Origin of the sequence: Methylomonas sp. (assembly GCF_023228165.1) — a bacterium.
In the GTDB taxonomy this organism is placed as follows: domain Bacteria; phylum Pseudomonadota; class Gammaproteobacteria; order Methylococcales; family Methylomonadaceae; genus Methylomonas.
In genome coordinates this window covers 17,297-40,213 of the sequence record NZ_JALOBS010000034.1, presented here as the reverse complement: position 1 = coordinate 40,213, position 22,917 = coordinate 17,297, and the positions used below count along the sequence as shown (strand labels likewise).

General features: G+C 50.8%; 25 protein-coding genes. 3 read left to right on the top strand and 22 right to left on the bottom strand.

The window, feature by feature from the left end:
- Nucleotides 1-47: 47 nt before the first annotated feature.
- The 21 genes from M0R33_RS20065 to serA all read right to left on the bottom strand — a co-directional run bounded on the left by M0R33_RS20065 (nt 48) and on the right by serA (nt 17,667).
- Complete coding sequence (locus tag M0R33_RS20065) at nt 48-887, bottom strand: transporter associated domain-containing protein (protein WP_292573561.1); 840 nt, start codon at nt 885-887, stop codon at nt 48-50.
- On the bottom strand, nt 884-1,345 hold the full coding sequence (ybeY, locus tag M0R33_RS20060; RefSeq protein ID WP_292573560.1) for an rRNA maturation RNase YbeY: 462 nt from the start codon (nt 1,343-1,345) through the stop codon (nt 884-886). The genes M0R33_RS20065 and ybeY overlap by 4 nt, the downstream gene beginning before the upstream one ends.
- Before the next feature lie 3 nt (nt 1,346-1,348).
- Complete coding sequence (locus M0R33_RS20055; RefSeq protein ID WP_292573559.1) at nt 1,349-2,332, bottom strand: PhoH family protein; 984 nt, start codon at nt 2,330-2,332, stop codon at nt 1,349-1,351.
- Nucleotides 2,326-3,705, bottom strand: coding sequence for a tRNA (N6-isopentenyl adenosine(37)-C2)-methylthiotransferase MiaB (gene miaB, locus M0R33_RS20050; protein ID WP_292573558.1), 1,380 nt, complete (start codon nt 3,703-3,705; stop codon nt 2,326-2,328). The genes M0R33_RS20055 and miaB overlap by 7 nt, the downstream gene beginning before the upstream one ends.
- Nucleotides 3,706-3,810: 105 nt before the next feature.
- Nucleotides 3,811-4,539 carry an MBL fold metallo-hydrolase gene (locus tag M0R33_RS20045; protein WP_292573557.1) on the bottom strand — a complete coding sequence of 243 codons (729 nt, stop codon included), beginning with the start codon at nt 4,537-4,539 and terminating at the stop codon, nt 3,811-3,813.
- A 42-nt stretch (nt 4,540-4,581) separates the two neighbouring features.
- Nucleotides 4,582-5,196: a chemotaxis protein gene (locus M0R33_RS20040; protein ID WP_292573556.1), complete on the bottom strand. Its 615-nt coding sequence runs from the start codon at nt 5,194-5,196 to the stop codon at nt 4,582-4,584.
- A 93-nt stretch (nt 5,197-5,289) separates the two neighbouring features.
- A complete protein-coding gene (queC, locus tag M0R33_RS20035; RefSeq protein ID WP_292573555.1) occupies nt 5,290-5,973 on the bottom strand; it encodes a 7-cyano-7-deazaguanine synthase QueC in 684 nt (227 codons plus the stop codon).
- A gap of 10 nt (nt 5,974-5,983) precedes the next feature.
- A complete protein-coding gene (gene queE, locus M0R33_RS20030; RefSeq protein ID WP_292573554.1) occupies nt 5,984-6,628 on the bottom strand; it encodes a 7-carboxy-7-deazaguanine synthase QueE in 645 nt (214 codons plus the stop codon).
- 7 nt (nt 6,629-6,635) lie between these two features.
- Nucleotides 6,636-7,496, bottom strand: a complete 861-nt coding sequence (ybgF, locus tag M0R33_RS20025) for a tol-pal system protein YbgF (RefSeq protein ID WP_292573553.1) — start codon at nt 7,494-7,496, stop codon at nt 6,636-6,638.
- Complete coding sequence (gene pal, locus M0R33_RS20020; RefSeq protein ID WP_292573552.1) at nt 7,493-8,074, bottom strand: peptidoglycan-associated lipoprotein Pal; 582 nt, start codon at nt 8,072-8,074, stop codon at nt 7,493-7,495. Before pal ends, ybgF begins: the two co-directional genes overlap by 4 nt.
- Nucleotides 8,075-8,126: 52 nt before the next feature.
- Complete coding sequence (gene tolB, locus M0R33_RS20015; protein WP_292573550.1) at nt 8,127-9,410, bottom strand: Tol-Pal system beta propeller repeat protein TolB; 1,284 nt, start codon at nt 9,408-9,410, stop codon at nt 8,127-8,129.
- 18 nt (nt 9,411-9,428) lie between these two features.
- Nucleotides 9,429-10,913: a cell envelope integrity protein TolA gene (gene tolA, locus M0R33_RS20010; RefSeq protein WP_292573549.1), complete on the bottom strand. Its 1,485-nt coding sequence runs from the start codon at nt 10,911-10,913 to the stop codon at nt 9,429-9,431.
- A gap of 13 nt (nt 10,914-10,926) precedes the next feature.
- Nucleotides 10,927-11,370: a protein TolR gene (gene tolR, locus M0R33_RS20005; protein ID WP_292573547.1), complete on the bottom strand. Its 444-nt coding sequence runs from the start codon at nt 11,368-11,370 to the stop codon at nt 10,927-10,929.
- Entirely contained in the window at nt 11,367-12,044 is a 678-nt protein-coding gene (tolQ, locus tag M0R33_RS20000) for a protein TolQ (RefSeq protein ID WP_292573545.1), read from the bottom strand. The genes tolR and tolQ overlap by 4 nt, the downstream gene beginning before the upstream one ends.
- Nucleotides 12,045-12,440: a tol-pal system-associated acyl-CoA thioesterase gene (gene ybgC, locus M0R33_RS19995; protein ID WP_292573544.1), complete on the bottom strand. Its 396-nt coding sequence runs from the start codon at nt 12,438-12,440 to the stop codon at nt 12,045-12,047.
- 18 nt (nt 12,441-12,458) lie between these two features.
- Nucleotides 12,459-13,496, bottom strand: coding sequence for a Holliday junction branch migration DNA helicase RuvB (gene ruvB / locus M0R33_RS19990; protein WP_366044358.1), 1,038 nt, complete (start codon nt 13,494-13,496; stop codon nt 12,459-12,461).
- Nucleotides 13,493-14,095, bottom strand: coding sequence for a Holliday junction branch migration protein RuvA (gene ruvA / locus M0R33_RS19985; RefSeq protein WP_292573542.1), 603 nt, complete (start codon nt 14,093-14,095; stop codon nt 13,493-13,495). Before ruvA ends, ruvB begins: the two co-directional genes overlap by 4 nt.
- Complete coding sequence (gene ruvC, locus M0R33_RS19980; protein WP_292573540.1) at nt 14,092-14,589, bottom strand: crossover junction endodeoxyribonuclease RuvC; 498 nt, start codon at nt 14,587-14,589, stop codon at nt 14,092-14,094. The genes ruvA and ruvC overlap by 4 nt, the downstream gene beginning before the upstream one ends.
- A gap of 33 nt (nt 14,590-14,622) precedes the next feature.
- Nucleotides 14,623-15,378, bottom strand: a complete 756-nt coding sequence (locus M0R33_RS19975) for a YebC/PmpR family DNA-binding transcriptional regulator (protein WP_292573538.1) — start codon at nt 15,376-15,378, stop codon at nt 14,623-14,625.
- 67 nt (nt 15,379-15,445) lie between these two features.
- Nucleotides 15,446-16,087, bottom strand: a complete 642-nt coding sequence (locus tag M0R33_RS19970; protein ID WP_292573536.1) for an HAD-IB family phosphatase — start codon at nt 16,085-16,087, stop codon at nt 15,446-15,448.
- Nucleotides 16,084-17,667 carry a phosphoglycerate dehydrogenase gene (gene serA / locus M0R33_RS19965; RefSeq protein WP_292573533.1) on the bottom strand — a complete coding sequence of 528 codons (1,584 nt, stop codon included), beginning with the start codon at nt 17,665-17,667 and terminating at the stop codon, nt 16,084-16,086. The genes M0R33_RS19970 and serA overlap by 4 nt, the downstream gene beginning before the upstream one ends.
- A 100-nt stretch (nt 17,668-17,767) precedes the next feature.
- Here serA and M0R33_RS19960 point away from each other — a divergent pair, with 100 nt between their 5' ends.
- From M0R33_RS19960 to M0R33_RS19950, 3 genes are all read left to right on the top strand, one after another.
- A complete protein-coding gene (locus M0R33_RS19960) occupies nt 17,768-18,259 on the top strand; it encodes a TlpA disulfide reductase family protein (protein ID WP_292573531.1) in 492 nt (163 codons plus the stop codon).
- A gap of 188 nt (nt 18,260-18,447) precedes the next feature.
- Nucleotides 18,448-19,161: a DUF5765 domain-containing protein gene (locus M0R33_RS19955; protein WP_292573529.1), complete on the top strand. Its 714-nt coding sequence runs from the start codon at nt 18,448-18,450 to the stop codon at nt 19,159-19,161.
- Between the two features lie 8 nt (nt 19,162-19,169).
- Entirely contained in the window at nt 19,170-19,649 is a 480-nt protein-coding gene (locus M0R33_RS19950) for a glutathione peroxidase (protein WP_292573527.1), read from the top strand.
- Between the two features lie 600 nt (nt 19,650-20,249).
- Here M0R33_RS19950 and M0R33_RS19945 read toward each other — a convergent pair.
- Nucleotides 20,250-22,424, bottom strand: a complete 2,175-nt coding sequence (locus tag M0R33_RS19945; protein ID WP_292573525.1) for a glutamine synthetase III — start codon at nt 22,422-22,424, stop codon at nt 20,250-20,252.
- Nucleotides 22,425-22,917 lie beyond the last annotated feature (493 nt).

Below are 22,917 nucleotides of genomic sequence, written 5' to 3'. Positions count from 1 at the left end.
GCGTCCGAAACAACACCCCCCCCGGATAGAAGCCGGCCGATTTTAGATTATTTGATTTTCAACTTCAGCAAATGCACCCGGCGATTATCGGCCCGCAGTACTTCAAAATTAAAATCCTCGATCTCAACCTTTTCGCCTTTTTTGGGAAAGTGTTCCAATCTTTGTAAAATCAAGCCTCCCACAGTATCGCATTCGCTGTTTTCCAGGTCGACTTCAAAATACTCGTTAAAATCCGCTATCGGCGTCAAAGCGCTGACTATGAATTCGCGTTCGCTGCGCTGCGAGATGTAATCCTGAGTTTCGTCTTCGTCATGTTCGTCCTCAATGGCGCCGACAATTTGTTCCAGCACATCCTCAATGGTAACCAAGCCAGCGGCATTACCGTATTCGTCGACCACAATCGCCATATGATTGCGTTCGGTACGAAACTCTTTTAACAATACATTTAAACGCTTGCTTTCCGGTACCACACTTACCGACCGCATCACATCTTCAACCTTAAGAGCTTTGTTTTGCAGCACATGGGTAAGGAGATCCTTAACCAGCAGAATTCCGACCACCTTGCTGCGGTCTTCTTCAATAACAGGGAAACGGGAGTGGGCAAATTCGATCACCAACGGAAAAATAGTTTCCAGTTCGGCTTCGCGAGGCACTACCACCATTTGTGAGCGGGGAATCATGATATCTCTGACGCGCATTTCGGAGACTTGCATGACGCCTTCGATCATGGCTAACGAATCGGAATCCAGCAGGTGCTTTTCTTCCGACTCTCTCAGTATTTCCAGTAAATCTTCTTGATCTTGCGGCTCCCCAGTCAGGAAATGGCTGATACGTTCCAGCAAACTTCTCTGATGGGGCTGACTACTCGGGGGATAACCGTCGCTCATTGCGTACTCGCTTCCTGATAGGGGTTAGCTATATTTAACACGTTCAAAAACTTTATTTCCAGTGCTTCCATTTCTTCGGCTTCGGTTTCTTCAATATGATCATAACCGAGTAAATGCAAGGTACCGTGAATGGTGATATGCGCCCAGTGCTGCTCGGGCAATTTATGTTGTTGTCTGGCTTCCCGGGCAATCAAGGGAACGCAGATGACCAGATCGCCCAGTAAATCCAGCGTCATGCCCGCCGGTGCTTCAAAAGGAAAACTCAGAATATTGGTAGGGCCGGGCTTATGCCGATACTGCTGATTCAATTCGGCCATTTCCGCTTCGTCAACCAAACGAATCACGATTTCAGCATCTTGACCCGGATCGGCCAATACGGTGTCGACCCAGCGTTGAAACAGCTGTTCAGCGGGGTAATCGCTACTTTCGGTAGCGATTTGTATGTCCAGATAATTCATGCTTTACGAAGTCTGTTCCTGCTCGTAACGATCATAAGCAGCAACGATACGCTGCACCAAAGGATGCCTGACCACATCCCGGACACCGAAAAAGGTAAAACTGATACCTTCCACATCATGTAATACCTTAAGCACATGCTTCAGGCCTGACATCTTTTCACTAGGCAAATCGATTTGGGTCACATCGCCTGTAATCACTGCCGTGGAACCGAAACCTACCCGGGTCAGAAACATTTTGATTTGCTCGGTAGTGGTATTTTGTGCTTCATCCAAAATAATAAACGAATCGTTTAGGGTGCGCCCGCGCATGAACGCCAGGGGCGCCACTTCAATGACATTCTTTTCCAATAGCTTTTCCACACGCTCAAAACCCAACATATCGTACAAGGCATCGTATAAAGGCCGCAAATAAGGATCGACTTTTTGCGCCATATCGCCGGGCAAGAAGCCTAATTTTTCACCGGCTTCCACTGCGGGCCGGACTAAAATGATGCGTCGTACGGTTTCGTTTTGCAACGCATCCACCGCACAGGCCACCGCCAAAAAGGTTTTGCCGGTACCGGCGGGGCCGACGCCGAAATTAATATCATGACTAAGAATCTTGCGCAAATATTCCTGCTGGTTTTCCCCCCGACCTTTTATAACACCACGCTTGGTTTTGATGGCAACCGGATCGGGCTTAAGCGCCTGTGCCTGCTGCAACAATTGATCGATACTGGCATCCTGTAAGCTCAAATGCACTTGTTCAGGAGTAATCTCTTCTTTATCCGCCTGATCGAATAATTTTTGCATCACCGCGCAGGCCGCCTTAACGGCAGCGTCGACACCGGTAATTTTAAAATGATTGCTGCGATTAGCGATATCCACATGTAGCCGTTGCTCAATCTGCCGTAGATGAATGTCAAGTTGACCGCAGAAGTTCGACAAGCGTTGGTTATCCGCCGGTAATAAGGTAATTTCCTGTGAATATTGAACTGCTGTCAACACGCGACCTTTATGCCCTGTGGGGTATTTTGCATAATTTTTTCGACGGAGGATTCCACCAGACGACCGCGTAGCGAATTTGGTAATGCTTCGGTAATCAGCACATCCACAAACTGGCCAATCAAGCGTGGATGGGCGGCAAAATTAACTACCCGATTGTTTTCGGTGCGTCCGGTCAGATGCAAAGGGTTTTTCTTTGAAACACCTTCGACCAGTATGCTTTGCACCGAGCCGATCATGGATTCGGAAATGCTCATAAACATTTCGTTCAAGCGCGTTTTTAGACGCTGCAAGCGGTGCTCCTTTACTTCCATGCCGACATCGTCGGGATAATTCGCCGCTGGCGTGCCGGGTCTGGCGCTGAAAATAAAGCTGTAGGAAAAATCGAAGCCCACTTCTTCGATCAAAGCCATGGTGTCCTCAAAATCCTGTTCGGTCTCGCCCGGGAAGCCGATAATGAAATCGGAAGACAGACTGATTCCCGGACGCGCCGCTTTGATTTTGCGCATAATTTCCAGATAGTCCTCGCGGGCGTGTCCCCGTTTCATTTCGGCCAGTATCCGATTGCTGCCGCTTTGTACCGGTAAATGCAAATGATTCACCAGTTGCGGAATTTCGGTAAAAGCTTCGATGATATCGTCGGTAAATTCCAAGGGGTGCGACGTTGTGAAGCGAATACGATCTATGCCATCCACGGCGGCAACGAAATGCAGCAGCAACGCAAAACTGGCAATGTCGCCGTCATCCATTTCGCCGCGATAAGCATTGACATTTTGCCCCAGCAGATTGATTTCCCGCACGCCTTGCGCCGCCAGGGCTTCGATCTCGGCAATTACATCTTTTAACGGTCGACTGACTTCTTCGCCGCGAGTATAAGGCACCACGCAATAGGTACAGTACTTACTGCAACCTTCCATCACCGAAACAAAGGCCTTGGGGCCTTCGGCGCGGGGTTCGGGCAGATTGTCGAATTTTTCGATCTCCGGAAACGAAATATCCACGACATGCGAATCACCGTTACGGGCTTTGTTCAACAATTCCGGCAGACGATGCAGGGTTTGCGGCCCGAAAACGATGTCCACATACGGCGCGCGCTTTTGAATTGCCGCCCCTTCCTGACTGGCCACGCAACCGCCGACACCGATGATGACATCCGGACGTTTGTCTTTAATTTTTTTCCAGCGCCCGACAGCGGAAAACACCTTCTCCTGGGCCTTTTCCCTTATAGAACAGGTATTTAACAATAAAACATCGGCTTGTTCCGGAATATCGGTCAATTCCAAGCCATGCGAGGCCATCAGTACATCCCGCATCTTATCGGAATCGTACTCGTTCATCTGACAACCGTTAGTTTGTATATAAAGTTTTTGCGCCATGCTCGATGAGATACTCCAACTACGCTCTCTAACAAAAAACCCCCGTCTTGCGACGAGGGCTCATTTTTGGCGAATTATAACCATTATTCAAGGCAAATGCTTGTTTTATACGGCAATCCCGACTTGTAAAGCTTCAAACCAGTCCAAAAACCGCTTCACATCATCGCCCTTAAACATGCGCCCGTGCTGGGGTGCAAGGATCTCGACATCCAGACTTCGCACCCGATCTATCCATACCCGTTTGGCTTGATTGGACGGCATCCAGCGTTGGTGAAAGAAGCGCATTTTTTCAACATGCGCATCAAAATTCTCTACAAATACCGGCTGACCGGGACCTTCAAGCGCCGCACCAATATCCCCGGAAAAGAAAATTTTAGCCTGCGGGTCATAAATATTGAAATTAGCGGAAGAATGCAAATAATGGGCGGGCACAATTTGTAGCTCCACACTCCCCAGATTGATAACACCGCCCGCATCCGGAATCGGTACATATTGGATACTTTCGCAGCCAAAATGACGCAAAAAACCTTCCCACAACCCGGCTGCATGCAATTTGGCGTGCGGCAAGGCTTGGCCCCACAAACCCAAGGAAGAAATGATATCCGGATCCTGGTGCGAGGCAAACAAATCGGTAATTTCATCCACCGGAGCGTGATGTAACACCGCAGCCAGCATGGGTGCAAATAATTCTATGCCGCCTGGATCGATCAGTAAACAACGGTTTTCGGTACGCACCACATATTGATTAGTGTCAATAATGTTATCCGGTTTATACGGGTCGCGGCCATACATGATCCATTGGTAGGCCCCCTCGTAAATTTTAGTCATTTTCATGGATAACTTTGCCTCTTTGCTAATATTCCGTGTATTCGAGAGTTAGTCGACAGCATTAATCATACTTAGTGCGCTTCGACATTTATGCACTTTGTCATGAATGATTTGGGCGGCATTGTCCACGCTTTCAGCCACCGCTTGCAGACTTTGTAAATATTCTCCGGCCTGGGACGCCTCAATCCGGGAGTTCGCGGCAATAACCCGTGCAGCTCGGGCCGGATGCATCACATCGGCAAGCTGGGTCAGTAATTCTGAAACATGCCGTGAAAATTGCCGCCGGCAGTCGGTGCGCCGCTGCCGGGCTTGCTGCAAGGATGGAGTCAGCGAACTTGCGTAGGGCGCAGCCGAGGCGCTGACCGCAACTTTCTCAAAGCGTTTGCAAGCTTCTGACATTCTGTGTTCCTTGACCGTCAACCGGTAAAGCTTTAGCGCATGTTCGTTGATATTATTGACCAGCTCTATGGTTTCCTTTGCCAGCTCGTTAATAAAATCCGTAATGGGCTGAAACCCTCTAGCTTTTTCACCGGCCCTAAAGGCAATGGCTTTGGCATTGGCGGCGGCCAGCGAAATCTCCTTGGCTACTTCCATGACGGCGCTCAATTCCGCGGCGATTGAAGCAACGGCAACAAATTGGGATTTGTTTTGACTCATTGGCATAATATGCTCGGTATTTGATTATCGGGACGCGCTCGTAAAGCCGTTAGCATAATCCACAAACCGCGCTGGTGCATTTTTTAGCTGAAAAATGCCTTACTGGTAACAAGTTGGATCGGCCACCGCCAACGCAGCAAATCCTGCCTTGCGAAGGCGACAGGCATCGCAACTGCCGCATGCCCTGCCTCGTTGGTCTGCGGCGTAACAAGACACCGTGCTTGCATAGTCCACCTCCAAACCGATACCCCGAGCGATAATCTCGGCTTTGCTCAATGCAATCAACGGGGTATGAATTTGGATTTCATGACCTTCAACGCCGGCTTTAGTGGCCAGATTAGCCATATCCTGAAAAGCTTTGATAAAGGCCGGCCGGCAATCCGGATACCCGGAATAGTCCACCGCATTAACACCGATAAATACGTCATGCGCATTCAACACTTCCGCCCAACCCAAGGCAAAAGACAAAAAAATGGTATTACGAGCCGGCACATAGGTTACCGGAATGCCTTCTTGAGGTGACCTAGGCACATCGATATGATCATCGGTCAGGGCCGAACCACCGATACTGTCCAAACCGAGACGAATGATTTTGTGGTCTAAAACCTGGTATTTCCGGGCAATATTCTGGGCGGCCGCTAGTTCGGCATTATGCCGCTGCCCATAATCAAAACTCAGTGCGTAACAATCGAAACCCTGCTGTTTTGCAAGTGCCAACACCGTAATGGAGTCCAAGCCCCCGGACAATAAAATGATGGCCTTTTTGTGCTCACTGCTATTCATGGCCTTTAGGCTATTTTCCTCGTGCATCATCCCAAAGATATTTGTGCAATTGAATTTGAAACCGAACCGGTAATTGATCCGCCAATATCCTGTTGGCCAAACTGACTGCCGGCATAGCGCCCATCACGGGCGAAAACAACACCTGGCAACGTTCCGTCAACCCATACTCGGCCAGCTGCTGCTTGGACCACTCATAATCCGCCTCGTCGGCAATCACGAATTTGACCTGATCCTGCGCGGTTAGGTAGCTGATATTACTATACAGGTTACGCCGCAGCTCTCCCGATCCGGGGGTTTTCAAATCCATCACCTTTACAACGCGGGGGTCGACGGATGAAACATCCAATGCGCCGCTGGTTTCCAAAGACACATGAAAACCCGCATCGAGCAATTCAACCATCAGCGCATTGCAAGCCGGTTGCGCCAGCGGTTCGCCGCCTGTCACGGTGACATAAGGGGTAGCGTAACTTTTGACTTGCGACATAATTTGCCGCAGGGTTTGTTTTTCCCCACCATTAAAAGCATAAGCGGTATCACAATAACCGCAGCGCAGCGGACACCCGGTCAAACGAATAAATACCGTAGGTAACCCTACCGTATTCGACTCGCCTTGCAAGGAATAAAAAATTTCGGTAATGCGGAGCGATAAATCCATTCAAAAATTATTGCGGTATTTGCGCCAGTTTTTTACTCGCCAAATGCGCGGCAGTAGTTTCGGGATAGCTGGTGGTAATCCGGGTCAAATAATCACGCGCTTTGGCCAGATTTTGTTGGTCGAATTCAATGTAACCCAGTTTTAATAATGCATCCGGCACCTTTGAACTATTGGGATACTGATTAACAACCTTATTGAATGCCGCCCGTGCCTTATCGTATTCTCGATTGATTTTGTAGGCTTCACCCAGCCAATATTGGGAGTTATCGCTGAATTCACCCGCCGGATAGTCGGTTTGCAAAGCTTCGAACATTTGGATGGCCCGAGCATTATGGCCGTTCCGCAAGGTTTCATACGCCTCTTGGTAACGCTCTTTTTCACTCGCTTTTGCGGTTGCCGCCACAGGCGAAGGCTCGGCGGCTGTGGCTTCAACCACAGGGGCTGGCGCCGTGGGCGTAGGTGCAGCCGTGGCGACTGACGCCGCCGCGGACTGTTCAGGCGTCGTTGCCGCACTTGCAGGCGTCGCTGCCTGAGCGGCTCCCTCGGCGGCAGGTTGGGCTGCCGCGGGTTGAACCGGCGAACTCAGCAACTGTATCCTATCGTCCAAGTCCGAATACATGTTGCTTTGCTTACGCTCCAGATCGGCTATGGTTTGAGACTGCTCTTCCACCATACCTCTGAGTTGCTGCACTTCCAATTGCAACTGCTCCAATCTTCCTAATACTTCAAAAATAGCGCTATCGGCACCCGCGGCAGGTGCTCCATAGCCAGCATTTCCCTGATAGCCGGAATTATTGACAGGCAGCGCGCCCGCTTCGGCCATCAGGCCAAAATGAGCGCAGAGCATTAAAAGTGCAGTTTTTTTCATTGATAGCCTACTTCTACTCGACGGTTCAATTGCCACGCGGATTCGTCGTGACCGGAAACAGCGGGTTTTTCCTCGCCGTAGCTCACCACTTCCAATTGACCCGTGGTCACACCTTGCGAACGCATCATCCGCTCCACCGATTTTGCCCGTTGTTCGCCTAAGGCGATGTTATATTCGCTAGACCCTCTTTCGTCGGCATGGCCAGACAAAATTACATGTTGATTTGGATGAGATGCCAAATACTGAGCGTGAGCCGCAACCACCGGCACATAATCCTGCTTAACCTGACTACTGTCCAGTTCGAAGTAAATCACTTGTTTGGACAATGGATTGTTAGGGTCGCTGAATTCCGGGCCCAAATTCGATCCTGAGCCGGAACCGTAGCCGGAACCGGAATTATAGCCATCGCCGGAACCGAATTGGCTGCCGGCCATGGAACCATCGTTGTAGCCGCTGGTTGAGGCATCGGCACCGCTTTGGCTGCCATCCGTCAAACTGCCTTCTTCTTCGGTCGAGCTGCAACCGGTCGCCAATACAGCCATCATAGCTAACACCAAATGGGCTTTATTCAATTTCATACATCATCTCCAAGATTTTAAAGTTCAAACGAAAAAAATTAGTTTTTGGCTTTTAAGGTGCCCAGGCTGGCTCTCGCACGCCGCCACTTTGAAAGTCCAGTTTTTGCTGCATGGCGCCATCGGTGGAAACCACCGATAACACGGATCTGCCGCCTTTGTTTGCCGAAAACAGAATCATACTGCCGTTAGGCGCAAAACTGGGCGATTCATCCAGATTGCCATCACTTAACACGTTAACGGTACGGGATGCCATATCCATCATCGCAATCCGGTATCGGCCGCCGTTTCCGTTAACCATGGCCAGACTTCTGCCATCCGCGGAAAAACGGCCCCTGGCATTGTAATCGCCTTGAAACGTCAGACGGGTCGCTCTGCCGCCGGCACTTGGAATCAGATACAACTGCGGCTTGCCGCCTTGATCGGAAGTAAACACAATGCTGCTGCCATCCGGCGACCAAGACGGTTCGGTATCGATGGATAAACCGGAAGTCAAGCGGGTCAAATTCCGATTGGCAAGATTTAACACATATATGTCAGGGCTACCATCTTTTGACAAGGTAATGGCTAAGCGGTTGCCGTCCGGCGAAAAGGCCGGGGCGCCGTTAATTCCGGGATACGAAGAAACGCTTTGCCGCTGACCTGTCGCCAGGGTTTGTACAAATATTTCCGAGCGCTTGGTATGAAACGAAACATACGCAATTTTCGACCCGTCGGGAGACCAGGCCGGGGCCATAATGGGCTCCGGCGACTCGGCGATGGTTCTGGGGTTATACCCGTCCGCATCGGCCACTTGCAACATGTATTGCTTGCCGCCGCCTCTAGCCGCGCTGGTGACATAAGCAATGCGGGTGTTGAACGCACCCTTCCGGCCGGTCAGTTTTTCGTAAATCAGGTCGCTGATATGATGGGCTGCGCGACGCAGTTCGTTACCACCCACGGTCAGCTTATAGCCCATCAATAATTGGCCGTTATGCACATTGAACAAATGAAACTGGATGTTAAAACTGCCGCCATTGCCAACCACCTGCCCGATCACCATATAATCCTGACCAAGCACTTGCCAATCTCGAAAATTCACCTTCTCCGGCTCGCTAGGCCGGGTGAGCATATCTTCCTCGGCCAGGGTTTTAAAAAAACCGCTGCCGGCCAGATCCGAATTGATCACATCGGTCAGCTTGACATTGCCGGCCGCGCCTTGTTGAGCGAACGGCACAATCGCAATCGGCACTGCGGTTTGCGAGCCTTTGGTAATTTCAATGGTCAATCCTTCCGCTTGGGCTACCGATAACAGCGCAGCCAATAAGCCAAAGCAGAACGTTTTTGTTACTAAACTCATATTGTGTTTCCGTATTAATTATTCCGGTTTAAATACAAAGGCAAAAACTCTAAATTTTTGATTAAACAATTCCCGGTCTTGCGGCACAGGTAGAGGAGAGGCTTTTCTGACCGCATTTTCCGCCGACCGATCAAAAACCGCATCGCCACTGCCGCTCACCACAACAGCGTCCATCACTTCCCCGCTGGCCAGTAATTTTACCTGAATCGTACATTTCAAGCCTTCCGTTGCCGTCATGGGACGAGTCCAGGCGCCTTCGACCTTACGCATAATGGCTTGTTGCGCCGCCAAACTGGCTTGTTTGTCCGCTTCAGCCTTGGCTGCGGCGGCTTGTCTTTCTTGCTCTGCTTTAGCGGCCGCCGCAGCTTCCGCGGCCTGCCTTTCTTGTTCGGCTTTTGCCCTGGCTGCCGCCTCGGCGGCCAAACGGTCTTTTTCCGCTTTTGCCTTAGCTTCCGCCTCGGCCTTCGCTTTAGCCTCCGCTTCCGCTTTGGCTTCCGCCGCCGCTTTCGCCTTGGCGGCAGCTTCGGCGGCTTGCTTTTCTTTCTCGGCTTTTTCCGCCGCTAATTTCGCTTGACGGTCCTTTTCGGCCTTTTCCGCAGCTAACTGCTTTTCCTTTTCCGCTTTAGCCTTAGCTTCCGCGGCTTGTTTATCTTGTTCTGCTCTGGCTTTGGCCACGGCATCCTGCTTATCTTTCTCTGCTTTGGCTTTGGCCGCGGTTTCAGCGGCGGCTTTCGCTTGACGCTCCTTTTCAAGTTTCTGGGCCGCTTCCTGTTTGGCCTTTTCGGCCGTCAATTGTTTGTCTTTCTCTGCTTTGGCGTTGGCTTTGGCCTCGGCAACCTGTTTGGCTTTTTCCGCAGCCATGACCGCTTGTTTTTCGGCTTCAGCCTTGGCTTTTTGTTCGTTAATTTTCTTTTCCTGCTCGGCCTTGGCCTTTTCCGCAGTGCTTTGTTTTTCTTTTTCCGCTTTCGCCTTGGCCTCGGCAGCCTTTATTTCCCGCTGTTTTTTATCCTGGACCTGCTTTTCAGCCTCCAGCTGTTTTTGTTTTTCAGCCGCTGCCTGGGCTTTTTTCTCTTCCTGCAGACGATTTTCCTTGGCTTCTTGCAGTTTGCGCTCTTCTTCCTTGCGGCTTGCTTCCAGCTGCTCACGTTTTTTCTGCTCATCCAAAGCTTGTTGCTTTAGTTTTTCGGCCGCTTCCTGCGCTTTTTTCTCTTCCTGCAGCCGCTGCTTTTTGGCTTGCTCTAACAGTTGCTGCTCGGATTTGCGCGCGTTTTCCAACTGTTGCTGATGCTGTATTTCAGCTTGGCGCTTATCTTCTTCAGTCTGTTTCAATCTATCGGCTTCGGCCTGAATCTGCGTATCATCAAGAATAGTGGCTTCCACGATCTCCGGTAAAGGCTCGACTTTAACCATGTCCGGATCGGGCGTAAAACTAAAACCAAACATCAACAGTATGGCAACATGCAATGCCAATGCCAATGCAAGAGAAATTCTAAATTTCCGCATCTGAGTAGTGATATTAATTCTCGGGCGGCGTTGTCATTAGGCCCACCTTAGGTGCGCCCGCCGCTTTCAGCGCTACCATGACGGTGACGATTTTGCCGTATTCGACCAAATGATCCCCGCGCACATAGATTTGCGCCCGCGGATTATTGCGAAACACCGCGGCAACCCGGGTATACAAGGTCTGTTCATCGACCGGCTCATCCTGCCGGTCGCCGATATCAATAAAGAAACTGCCGTCATGCTTGATCGACACAATCACCGGCGGTTCGTCTTTTAAGTCCACGGCCGCCGCTTCGGCCTGCGGTAAATCCACATCCACCCCGGTTTGCACCAAGGGGGCGGTGATCATAAAAATCATTAACAAGACGAAGGTGACGTCGATATAGGGAACGACGTTAATCTCCGCCATGGGGCCGCGACGTTTGCGGGATCTCCGGTTACTGCCGCCTACGTTCATTTACTGTGCGCCTGTCTTTGTAAAAGAACCACGAATTCGTCGATAAAAAGTTCGTAGCGGCCCGCCAATCTGTCCAGCCGGGTGGAAAATCGGTTGTAAGCGATAACCGCCGGAATAGCCGCAAACAAACCGATCGCCGTCGCAATCAGCGCCTCGGAAATACCCGGTGCGACATTGGCCAAGGTGGCGTTTTTAATTTCACCCAGAGCCCGAAACGAATTCATGATGCCCCATACCGTGCCGAACAAACCGATATAAGGACTGGTGGAGCCGACCGTGGCCAGAAACGGCAGGGTTTCATCCAGCCTGTCCAGTTCCCGCGCCAACTCGATGCGCATGGCCCGCTGCGCGCTTTCTACCTGCACCGCCGGCTCGACCTCTCCTTTCTGACGCATCCGGGCAAACTCCCGGTAACCCGCCAGGAAAATTTTTTCGATACCTTCCGGCTCGAACCGATCGCTGGCCATTTTTTTGTACAACTCGGCCAACCCGACACCCGACCAGAATTCGTCCTCAAAATCTTCGGTAATCGAAATTGCCTGACTGAGCTCCTTACGCTTGGTAAAGATAAATGTCCATGAGGCGACCGAAGCCGACAGCAAAATAAACATCACGAATTGAACAACAAAACTGGCTTCTTTGACCAGGTGCAAGATGGATAAATCGGTGTTCATCTAAGTTAATTGCTCCAAAATGGCAATAGGGATAAGTTTGGGTTTCATGCTTTGCGCATCTAGGCAGGCTATGCGTACTTTACCGTTGCATAACACATCATGTTGACGAGTAATGGTTTGCTCAAACGTAAGACTGGTTTTTTTATGCTCAATGATTTTTGCATTAACAAGAATTTGTTCGTTGAATCGAGCCGGTTTCAAATAGTCAATGCTGACCGAACGCACCACAAAAATCACATTGTCCCGTGCAATCAGCTGATCTTGTTCGAAACCGTAACTGCGTAGCATCTCTGTTCTGGCCCGTTCAAAAAACTTCAGGTAATTGGCATAAAACACTACGCCACCGGCATCGGTGTCCTCATAATAAACCCTGACCGGCCAGCTAAATTGTTTCATCCGCCCCTTAACGACTCATTAACTATCAAAAATATCAGCACTGCCGAGCTGCTGCTTGGGAGGCTGTAAACCGAAATGGCTATACGCCTTATGCGTCACAATCCGCCCACGCGGAGTGCGCATAATAAATCCTTGCTGTAAAAGATAAGGTTCCAGCACATCTTCCACGGTACCACGCTCCTCGCTAATCACTGCGGCCAAAGTATCCAAGCCGACCGGGCCACCCTGAAAATGTTCGATCATGGCCATAAGCAACTTGCGATCCAACATATCGAAGCCGTGTTGGTCGATTTTCAGCATTTCCAAGGCTTGCTGGGCGATATCCCGGTTGATGGTTCCGTTGCCCTTCACTTCCGCAAAATCGCGTACCCGGCGCAATAAACGGTTGGCGATACGCGGCGTCCCTCTGGATCGGCAGGCAATTTCATCGCCGCCACCGCTATCCATGGTTATCCCCAACAGTTTCGCCGAGCGGCTAACGATACTGGCTAACTCTTCTATGCTGTAAAACTCCAGGCGCTGGACGATGCCGAACCGGTCGCGCAACGGCGAGGTCAGCAACCCGGCGCGAGTGGTTGCGCCAACCAGCGTAAAAGGCGGCAAATCCAGCTTGATCGAACGGGCGGCGGGGCCTTCGCCTATTATAATATCAATCTGGTAGTCTTCCATAGCAGGATATAACACTTCTTCAACCGCTGGGCTGAGCCTATGGATTTCATCAATGAATAAAACGTCGTGGGGCTGTAAATTGGTCAGTAATGCGGCCAAATCTCCAGCCTTATCCAGCACGGGTCCCGAGGTCTGACGAATGCTGACATTCATCTCCGCGGCGACGATATTGGCCAAGGTCGTTTTGCCCAACCCCGGCGGACCGAAGATCAGCACATGATCCAAAGCCTCGGAGCGGCTCACCGCCGCCTGAATAAAGATTTCCATTTGCAGGCACAACTCTTTCTGGCCGATATAATCCTTCAAGCGCTTGGGGCGAATAGCCCTGTCCAAACGCTCTTCGTCATTGCCGACTTGCGCAGTGATCAAACGATCGCTTTCTATCATTTAATGGTGCCCCGTAACGCCTGACGGATAATATCCTCGCAACTTTTATCCTCGGCGGCGATGGTTTGTACCATTCTGGCCGCGTCCTGCGGCTTATAACCCAATGCGCACAAGGCGGTAATGGCTTCCTGCTTAGGGCTGCTACCCAAAGTTGCCGGCGTCTGATTAGGTCCCGGCTCCAGGCTTGCATCATTCAAAGCCGGCAAACGGCCGCGCATTTCGATAATCAGCCGTTCGGCGGTTTTTTGGCCGACACCCGGCAATCTCACCAAGGCTTTAACATCGTTATCGTCCACACAGCGGTAAAACTCCGCCACGCTCTGCCCGGATAAAATAGTCAGCGCCAGCTTGGGGCCAACGCCATTGACTTTGATCAGGGTTCTAAACAACATGCGTTCGGTTTCGCTGGCGAAGCCGAACAGGATGTGCGCATCTTCGCGCACCACCAGATGGGTATGCAGCTTGACTTCTTGCCCCAGGGCCGGCAGGTCGTAGAAGGTGGTCATGGGCGCTTCGACTTCGTAACCCACGCCCCGCACGTCCAGCACCAGTTGCGGCGGGGTTTTTTGAATCAATTTGCCGCGTAAAAAACCGATCACGATACCGCCTTTTGTATGCGCTGCGCTGTTTGTTGGTAATGATGATGGCACAAACCAATCGCCAAGGCATCACTGGCATCGATCTGCATCGCACCTTGAATACCCAACAGAATTTTCACCATGTGCTGAACTTGTTGTTTTTCGGCATTACCCTTGCCGACCAAAGCTTGCTTGACCTGGCGGGCCGCATACTCGAATACCGGCAAATCCTGATTTAAGGTCGCGCAAATGGCAGCGCCGCGCGCCTGCCCCAATTTCAGCGCCGAATCGGCATTTTTGTGCATGAAGACCTGTTCGATGGCCATTTGCACAGGCTGATAAAGCTCGATGATCTGAGTCACGCCATCGAAGATTTGCTTGAGCCTGGCCGGAAACGCCTCGGCCTGTATCCGTATGCAACCGCTGGCGACATAGCGAACCCCGCGCGGCGTGATTTCCACCACGCCGTAACCGGTAATACGCGAACCGGGATCAATCCCAAGAATTCTCGACAATGGTTTAGTAATCTCTATTCAATAACAGTCGGATTAAGCATTATCCATGGCATCCATGATGTCGTCGCTGATATCGGCATTGGAATACACGTCTTGCACGTCATCCAGGTCTTCCAGCCTATCGATTAACTTCATCATTTTTTCCGCGGCTTCGGCATCCAATTCGGTTTTGGTGTCGGCATGCATGGTAATTTCGGCATTTTCCGGCTCAAAGCCGGCCGCTATCAAGGCTTCCTTGACGTTCATATAATCTTCGGGAGCCGTAAACACGTCAACGGAACCATCATCGTTGCTCACGATGTCGTCCGCGCCGGCTTCCAGCGCCGTTTCCATTACGGCGTCTTCGTCAACTTCGTTGTTAAAGCTGAGAATACCGACCTTACGAAACAGATAGGCTACCGAACCATCGGTACCCAAATTACCGCCGTGCTTGGAAAACGCATGGCGCACATCCGCCACGGTACGATTCCGGTTATCGGTCAGGCAATTCACCATCACGGCGGTACCGCCCGGGCCGTAACCTTCGTAACGGACTTCTTCGTAATTAACACCGTCCAAGGCACCGATGGCCTTTTTGATGGTGTTATCGATGGTGTCGCGTTTCATGTTGGCGGCCAGCGCCTTATCGATCGCGGTGCGCAGACTGGGGTTATTGGTTGGATCGCCGCCGCCGGAGCTTTTTGCCGCCACGGTGATTTCCCGTATCATCTTGGTAAAAATCTTGCCGCGCTTGGCGTCCTGCGCGCCTTTACGGTGCTTGATATTCGCCCACTTACTATGCCCTGCCATGTTCTCTCTCTAACACTTTTTCAAATTTGTGAATTCTATCACTGTCAAACCGGCTTATCGAGAGAACTTACAACACGTAAGGCAATATTGCGGTCAACGACGTGTCCGCTAAAAACAGATCGGCTTGTTCTTGCACCAGCGGCCGTATAACCACTCCGCCGAAGCCGATCATATAAGCACCGGCCAGCTTGGCTTCCAGATCGGTTTTACCGTCGCCTATCATTACCAGGGAAGAATGATGCATTCTCAGCCGCCGACAAATACGCGCCTTGCCGCCACTGACCGCCAACGGCGAATGCCTGGCAAAATCCACATATTGACCCTGCTCGTCAAATACCACATCCACCGCATGCACGTGTTCTTCGGGAATACCGAGCAAGGCCGCCAGCGGTAAAATCGCCTGCCGCAACCCGCCGCTGATGATGTGAATAAGTTTGCCGTTATCCTGCAGCGTTTTGATGGTCTCCGCCACACCCTCGGCCATTTCGGCGATATACAAATCCGCCAGCCAATCTATCGCGGCCTGGTCGGGTTTGATCACCCCCAGCCGCTCGCCATAAACCGCCTCCAAGGCCATCTCGCCGTTCATGGCCGCATCGGTCATGGCCGCGACCTGCTCGAAGCTGCCCTGCCGTCTGGCCAGTTCGTCTATGCCTTCGACCCTGCTTAAGGTACTGTCGCAATCGAAACAGATAACATCGAAACTCATAACACTATCTGGCAGGCTGATTGAACAGCAGGAATATCGCAAACGGCTTTCAATACCTGTTCGTTCAGAGGATCCGAAACGCTGATCACCATCATGGACAACTGATTTTGATCCGCTACACTGACCTGCATACGGGTGATATTGATATTGGACACGCCTAAAATCGAGCTGATCGCCGCAATCACACCCGGCTTGTCGTCATGACGGGTCACCACCAGCGCGCCTTCGGGCACCACTTCGATTTCAAACTGATTGATACTGACCAGGCGCGGGTGATGGTCGCCCAACAACGTGCCGGCCAAAGACACGCTTTTATCCACGCAATGCCCGGTTACTTTAATCAACGACTGGTAACCTTCGGCTTCTTCGGTTTGCGATTCCACCAGCGCAATGCCCTGGCGTTTGGCTATATTCTCCACATTGACCCGGTTGACCGGCGTGTCAAACTGACCCGCCAACAAACCCACCATGGCTTCAGCGGAAATCGGCCTAACCTTGCCCAGCGCGGCCTTACCGAATACCGCCACTTCCAGCTTTTGAATCGGCTGATCGATCAAACCCAGTAATACTTTGCCCAGAATATGGGCCAGATTCATGAACGGTTGGGCTTGTTTCAATTCTTCCGCCGACAAACGCGGCAAATTCAGGGCATTGATGGCTTCGCCGGTTTGCAGATATTTTACTACCTGCCGAGCGATTTCCACACTCACGGCCACCTGGGCTTCTTTAGTCGACGCCCCCAAGTGCGGCGTAAACACCACATTATCCAAGCTCAGTAACGGCGAATCCTTGGGTGGCTCCTGTTCGTAGACATCCAGTGCCGCACCGGCAATCCGCCCCTCTTTCAAGGCATCGTACAGTGCCGCTTCATCCACCAAACCGCCGCGGGCGCAGTTGATCAGCCGAGCCGATTTTTTCATCATGGCCAATTGTTCGCGGCCAATCACGTTACGGGTTTTTTCCAGCAACGGGCAATGCAGGCTCAGATAATCGGCTTGTTTGACCAAGGCATCCAGATCGACCATTTCCGCAGCGCATTTTTCGAATATTTCCGGCGCCACAAAAGGATCGTGGGCAATCACCCGCATACCTAAGCCATTGCCGCGCTGCGCCACAATGCGGCCAATGGTGCCGAACCCTAAAATCGCCAGGGTTTTATGACTGATTTCCGCACCGACCAGCTTGGAGCGCTCCCATTTACCGTCCCGCACCGACTGGTTGGCAACCGGCAGATTCCTGCTTAAGGAAAACATGTGAGCAATCGCCAGCTCGGCGGTAGTGGTGGCGTTGGCATCCGGGGTATTCATGACGATGATGCCCTGCTCCATCGCCACGGCCAGATCCACATTATCAACGCCGATACCGGCCCGCCCGACCACTTTCAATTTTTTTGCCGCTTTCAAGACATTGGCGGTTACCTGGGTGTCGCTGCGAATCAACAAGGCATCGTATTCGGGGATAATTTCGCATAATTCCGCTTCGCTTAATCCAGTCTGAATATGGATTTGAATGCCGTCCTGCTCATTCAAAAAATTAATGCCATCGTCGGCCAGCTTGTCGGAAATCAGTATCTTTTTCATCGTCACGATTTAAGATTATTGGATAAGATGGGCATTTTAACAGCTTTACGATTAGCACCGTAATCGACATCATAGATTCCAGCCACTCCCTACAACACTCATGACTCTCAAACAAAGCATCGGCATTATGGCCTTGATCGGCTTACTGGCGACAGGCGTCTGGTTTTGGCAAACTCAAACCGTGCGTCAGGCGCCGGAGCTTAGTTTTAAAACCATCAAGGGCGAAAGCATCGACCCGGCCGATTTAAAAGGCAAACCGGTATTGGTGACATTCTGGGCCACGGACTGTCCGGGCTGTATCGATGAAATCCCGCATCTGATCGAACTGCACCGACAATTTGGCCCGCAAGGACTGAGGATTATCGCCGTCGCCATGAGTTACGACCCGCCCAACCATGTGCTAGCCATGGCGGAAGCCAAACAGCTGCCCTACGCCATCGCCCTGGACCCCAGCGGCTCGCTAGCCCAAGGTTTCGGCAACGTACAGTTGACTCCCACCACGTTTCTGATAGATAGAAACGGCCAAATCGTCATGCAAAAAGTCGGCACATTCGAATTTAAGGACATGCGGCAACGCCTGAATCAGTTGTAAACGACCGCAAAATCCCATACTGAATTGCGCGTTTTATGCCTGATCAGCGGATAGTTTGTTAGAATCGCTGTTCCAAAAAACCGTTTCTCCTCTCGGCGGTTCGGTTTTTAAGATATTTCGATCAACTCGGCAACACGGTTTACATCGGGACTTTATGATCGTGTTGCCACTAGCCTTACGGATAACCTATGTGTTTTAGTGCAAATATGTCCTTAGGACTCGGTATCATCGGCTTTGCCGCTTCCAGCGTTACTTTCGTGGTTAACAACGAAGAATTCTGGGTGCGCGTCGCGCGCGCCTACGCCATTTTTCATTTTTCGTTGATGGAACTGATTCAATATTTTGCCTACCCGGTGGCCGACCAGTGCGGCTATGGCACCAACTTATTCCTCAGCGAACTCTCTACCTACCATATCGCCCTCCAGGCCTTTGCCATCATGCCAGCCCTGGCCACCTATTCCAGCGACAGATCGGCCCTTAAAAAAGCCACCATGCTGGGCATCGGCATGAGTTCGCTTTTTCTGATTTGTACTTTTCTACCTAAACAATGGCAACTGTTCGGCTTGCAACCCAATTTCATCGGTAACATGGTGGCCTGTTTGTACATGGGTATTTACCACATCGGCTACGCCATACCCGCCGCCTATGGCACCTTGGTCACGCACGGCTCACTGTTTGCATTGGCCTTGAGCGGTTTTCTGTGGAAAAACAACCGCAGAATTGCCTCTTATCATTGCTTTATGGCCTTGATGACCCTGTTTATGCCGCAATGGTTGCTGGGCGTTTCCACCGGCGAAGCGGCGGCGATTTATTGTTTTTACTCGATTCCCATCACCGCCAGCTTCATGCCTTACTTCAAAAACTTTTTCAGAATCCCTATTGATGAATTGCAAACCGCTTAAGGCCTGACATGGATACTGTTTACGCTTTCCAAGCCACGCGTATCGATGGCGAATGCATTTCCCTGGAGAGCTTCCAGGGTCAACTGTTGCTGATCGTCAATACCGCCAGTCGTTGCGGATTTACGCCGCAATATCAAGGTTTGGAAAGTTTGCATCAGGCGTTCAAGGATCAAGGCTTTACGGTGTTAGGCTTCCCCTGCAATCAATTCGGCCAGCAGGAACCCGGCACCAGCGCGGAAATCTCGGACTTTTGCGCCACCAATTTCGGCGTCAGTTTTCCGTTGTTCGAAAAAATAGACGTCAACGGCCAGCATGCCCATCCCTTATTTCAGTATTTAAAAACCGCCGCGCCCGGCGTGCTGGGTACTAAAGCCATCAAATGGAATTTCACCAAATTTCTGGTCGGACGCGACGGCAAAGCCATCAAACGCTATCCATCCATGACCACACCGGAATCGATACGCAAGGATATACAGCGCTATTTGTGAATGGGTTAGTACTTCGGTAGCAATGCGAGAACGTGCGAATAGACTGCTATGCCAGCTTTCCACAATAGTGGTCACTGCACCCAGCCAGTGGAAAGCGCACTTTGCGCACACTACGTAGCGGTACGCTGAATAATGCCGGACAGAAGGCCATCTGCGGCTAAAGAAGAGCTGACAAGGTCGTTCTTAAGCAAGACAGTCAATGCAAATGATCCGGCAAATAGCTAATGTCGTTAAGTTATGCAATGACCTGTTTCCTCTCCTGCTGGAGAGAGGATTGGGGCGAGGAGAAATTAGCGCTGCGACCCATTAAAGACTGTAAATCAAACAGTAAGGTATTCAACCAGTTCCGTAGTGGATTGCTGTTGATATTTTGCTCGGTGTACTTAAATTTCATACTGTAAAACCAGTCATAATCAGTAAATACCCCGAGATAAACCGGGGATATCTCATTATTGGTTAATAAAATTTGAAACTATACAGCGTCTTCAATCAAGGTCCGATTTAATCGTTCGACTGGTTATGCAGGAAGCGGGATAAAAATCTAAATATTCACACCGGCTTCTGCAACTGCTTCGTTATTTCCTTTATCAGGGATGACGGTTATTTAATAAACAACATTTCCTGGTAAGTCGGGTAAGGCCATAATTCGTCGGCGATTTCACCTTCCAGTTCATCGGCAAACTGGCGCACCTCATCCATCAGGGGGCGGATAGTCTTCGCGCAGAACTGTAAATGCTCTTCAATCGTCGCAAATTCATGCTTAGCAAGCGTTGCGCTGAGTGTATCCGCAGTTGCGGTCATTGAGCTTAAAAGTCCGGCAATCAAAACCAGACGCTCATTTCCAAACTCAACACCATTGGTTTTAAGGCTACTTAAAGTAGCGGAAAGATCTGATAGACATTTCACCGCAGCCGGATAAATCCCGGTTTTTGCCATACTGACAACCAATTTAGCTTCCACCTCAATTGCCAGAATGTACTGCTCGGCGTAGATTTCAAAGCGACTGGCGAGCTCTACGGGCGACAATACCCCGAGTTTTTCAAACAATTCTCGCACATCGGGTTCTTTTAACACCGGCAAGGCATCCGCCGCGGTTTTTAGATTGCGTAAGCCGCGTTCTTCCACCGCCATTTTGTGCCATTCGGCGGAATAGCCGTTACCGCCGAATACCACGGCGCCATGTTGATCGATTAATGCTTTCAGGGTTTTAAGGATTGCACCATCAAGATTAACGCCTGCATTCAATTGACTTTCCAGGCTATCGGCCACCCAATTCAGGGAATCGGCCAGCATGGTATTCATCGTCACCAGCGGGCCTGCAACCGATTGTCCGGAACCGACGGCGCGAAATTCAAAGCGGTTGCCGGTAAAGGCGAAAGGCGAGGTACGATTTCTGTCGCCTGCATCCTTACTAAACACCGGTAGGGTGTTGATGCCTAAATTCATCACGCCGGCGCTTAAGGAGCCGGTAATTTTACCGTTACTGATTTGTTCGAACACATTATCCAGTTGCGAACCTAAATACACGGACATAATCGCCGGCGGCGCTTCATTCGCACCCAAGCGATGATCGTTACTGGCTGTGGCGATGGCTGCGCGCAATAATGGACCGAATTTATGCACACCACGAATCACAGCGCCGCAGAACAACAGGAACTGTGTGTTTGAATGTGGCGTATTACCTGGATCGAGTAAATTGCCTTGGGTAGCATTACCCACCGACCAGTTCACGTGCTTGCCGGAACCGTTAATGCCTTTGAAGGGCTTTTCGTGCAGCAGACAAACCAGACCGTGCTTTTTGGCGGTATTTTTCAAGATCGTCATTAGCAATTGTTGATGATCGGTCGCAACGTTTGCGGATTCAAAAAACGGTGCAATCTCGAATTGACCGGGTGCCACTTCGTTGTGACGGGTCTTGGCCGGAATACCCAAACGATAAAGCTGCTCTTCCACATCCTGCATGTAAACCTGAACCCGTTCAGGTATTGCGCCGAAATAATGATCATCGAACTGCTGACCTTTTGCCGCCGCTGCACCGAAAAGCGTGCGTCCCGCCAGCAACAAATCCGGGCGACTGTTGACGAAATTGGCATCGACCAGAAAATATTCCTGCTCTGCTCCGCAGCTGGAATTTACCGGCGCAATATCGGTATGACCGATCAGAGATAACACGCGTTGCGCGGCTTTGTTCATCGCCGCATTGGCGCGTAATAACGGGGTTTTCTTATCCAGTGCTTCGCCAGTCCAGGAAATAAATACCGTCGGAATACACAGCGTCGCCCCATTGTCGGTAGTCATAATGTAGGCGGGACTGGTCACATCCCAGGCGGTATAACCCCGGGCTTCAAAGGTGGAACGAATACCGCCATTTGGGAACGACGAGCCATCCGGCTCGCCTTGCACCAGCACTTTACCGCTGAATTCGGAGATGACCGAGCCATCGCTCTGTACCGAAATAAAGCCGTCGTGTTTTTCCGCGGTGGCATTGGTCAACGGATAAAACACGTGGGCATAATACAGCGCGCCCTTTGACAGCGCCCAGTCTTTCATGGCCAGTGCTACTACATCGGCAATGGAAACATCCAGCTCGGAACCGGTTTCAATGGTTTTCTTTAACGATTTAAAAACCTCTTTAGGCAGGCATTCCTTCATCTTGCTTATGGTAAAAACATCGCTCGCCCATAAACTGGCCAGAGACTGCGGTACTTTGGGAGGCATTGGGTGACGATTAGTGATGTTTTGAACGGCCTGAATGCGTGCGGAATTTCCAGCCATAGCGTTCCCTTTAGATTGATGACGAAAGGAATCAGGCAGCAATAATCGATCCAGTAAGCCGGAATAACCACAGAGCAGGTTTAGGTGCTCGGATTGTCGGGGCTTGTAGGACGTATGGCAAAATTTGACGCGGCTTGGCGGGAAAGGTAATGGCGGTTATTAATGCAATATTGTGGCGTTTCGGCACAAGTTTGGTGCGCAAAAGCATGATTCTGTACAGAGGTAGGCTGACGGTTTTGAAAGGTTCCCGGTTCAGTAGTAGTTTTGGTGATTTTTGGAAACAACTTCATCCTGAACGCCCCGAGCACTTAACAGTCCATAGTTGACGGCCTCCGGGCGACAGCTTTTAAGTATTGACCGGCTTATGAAGGAAATTAGTTTTCAATTCATAAAAGTCCGATTTTGTCCGTACTTGCGCTGTCAGAATTGAAGGCGCAAAACCGACCTTTAACGACCTTTGGTATCAAAATGCATGTTCTGTCCGCTGTAAGCT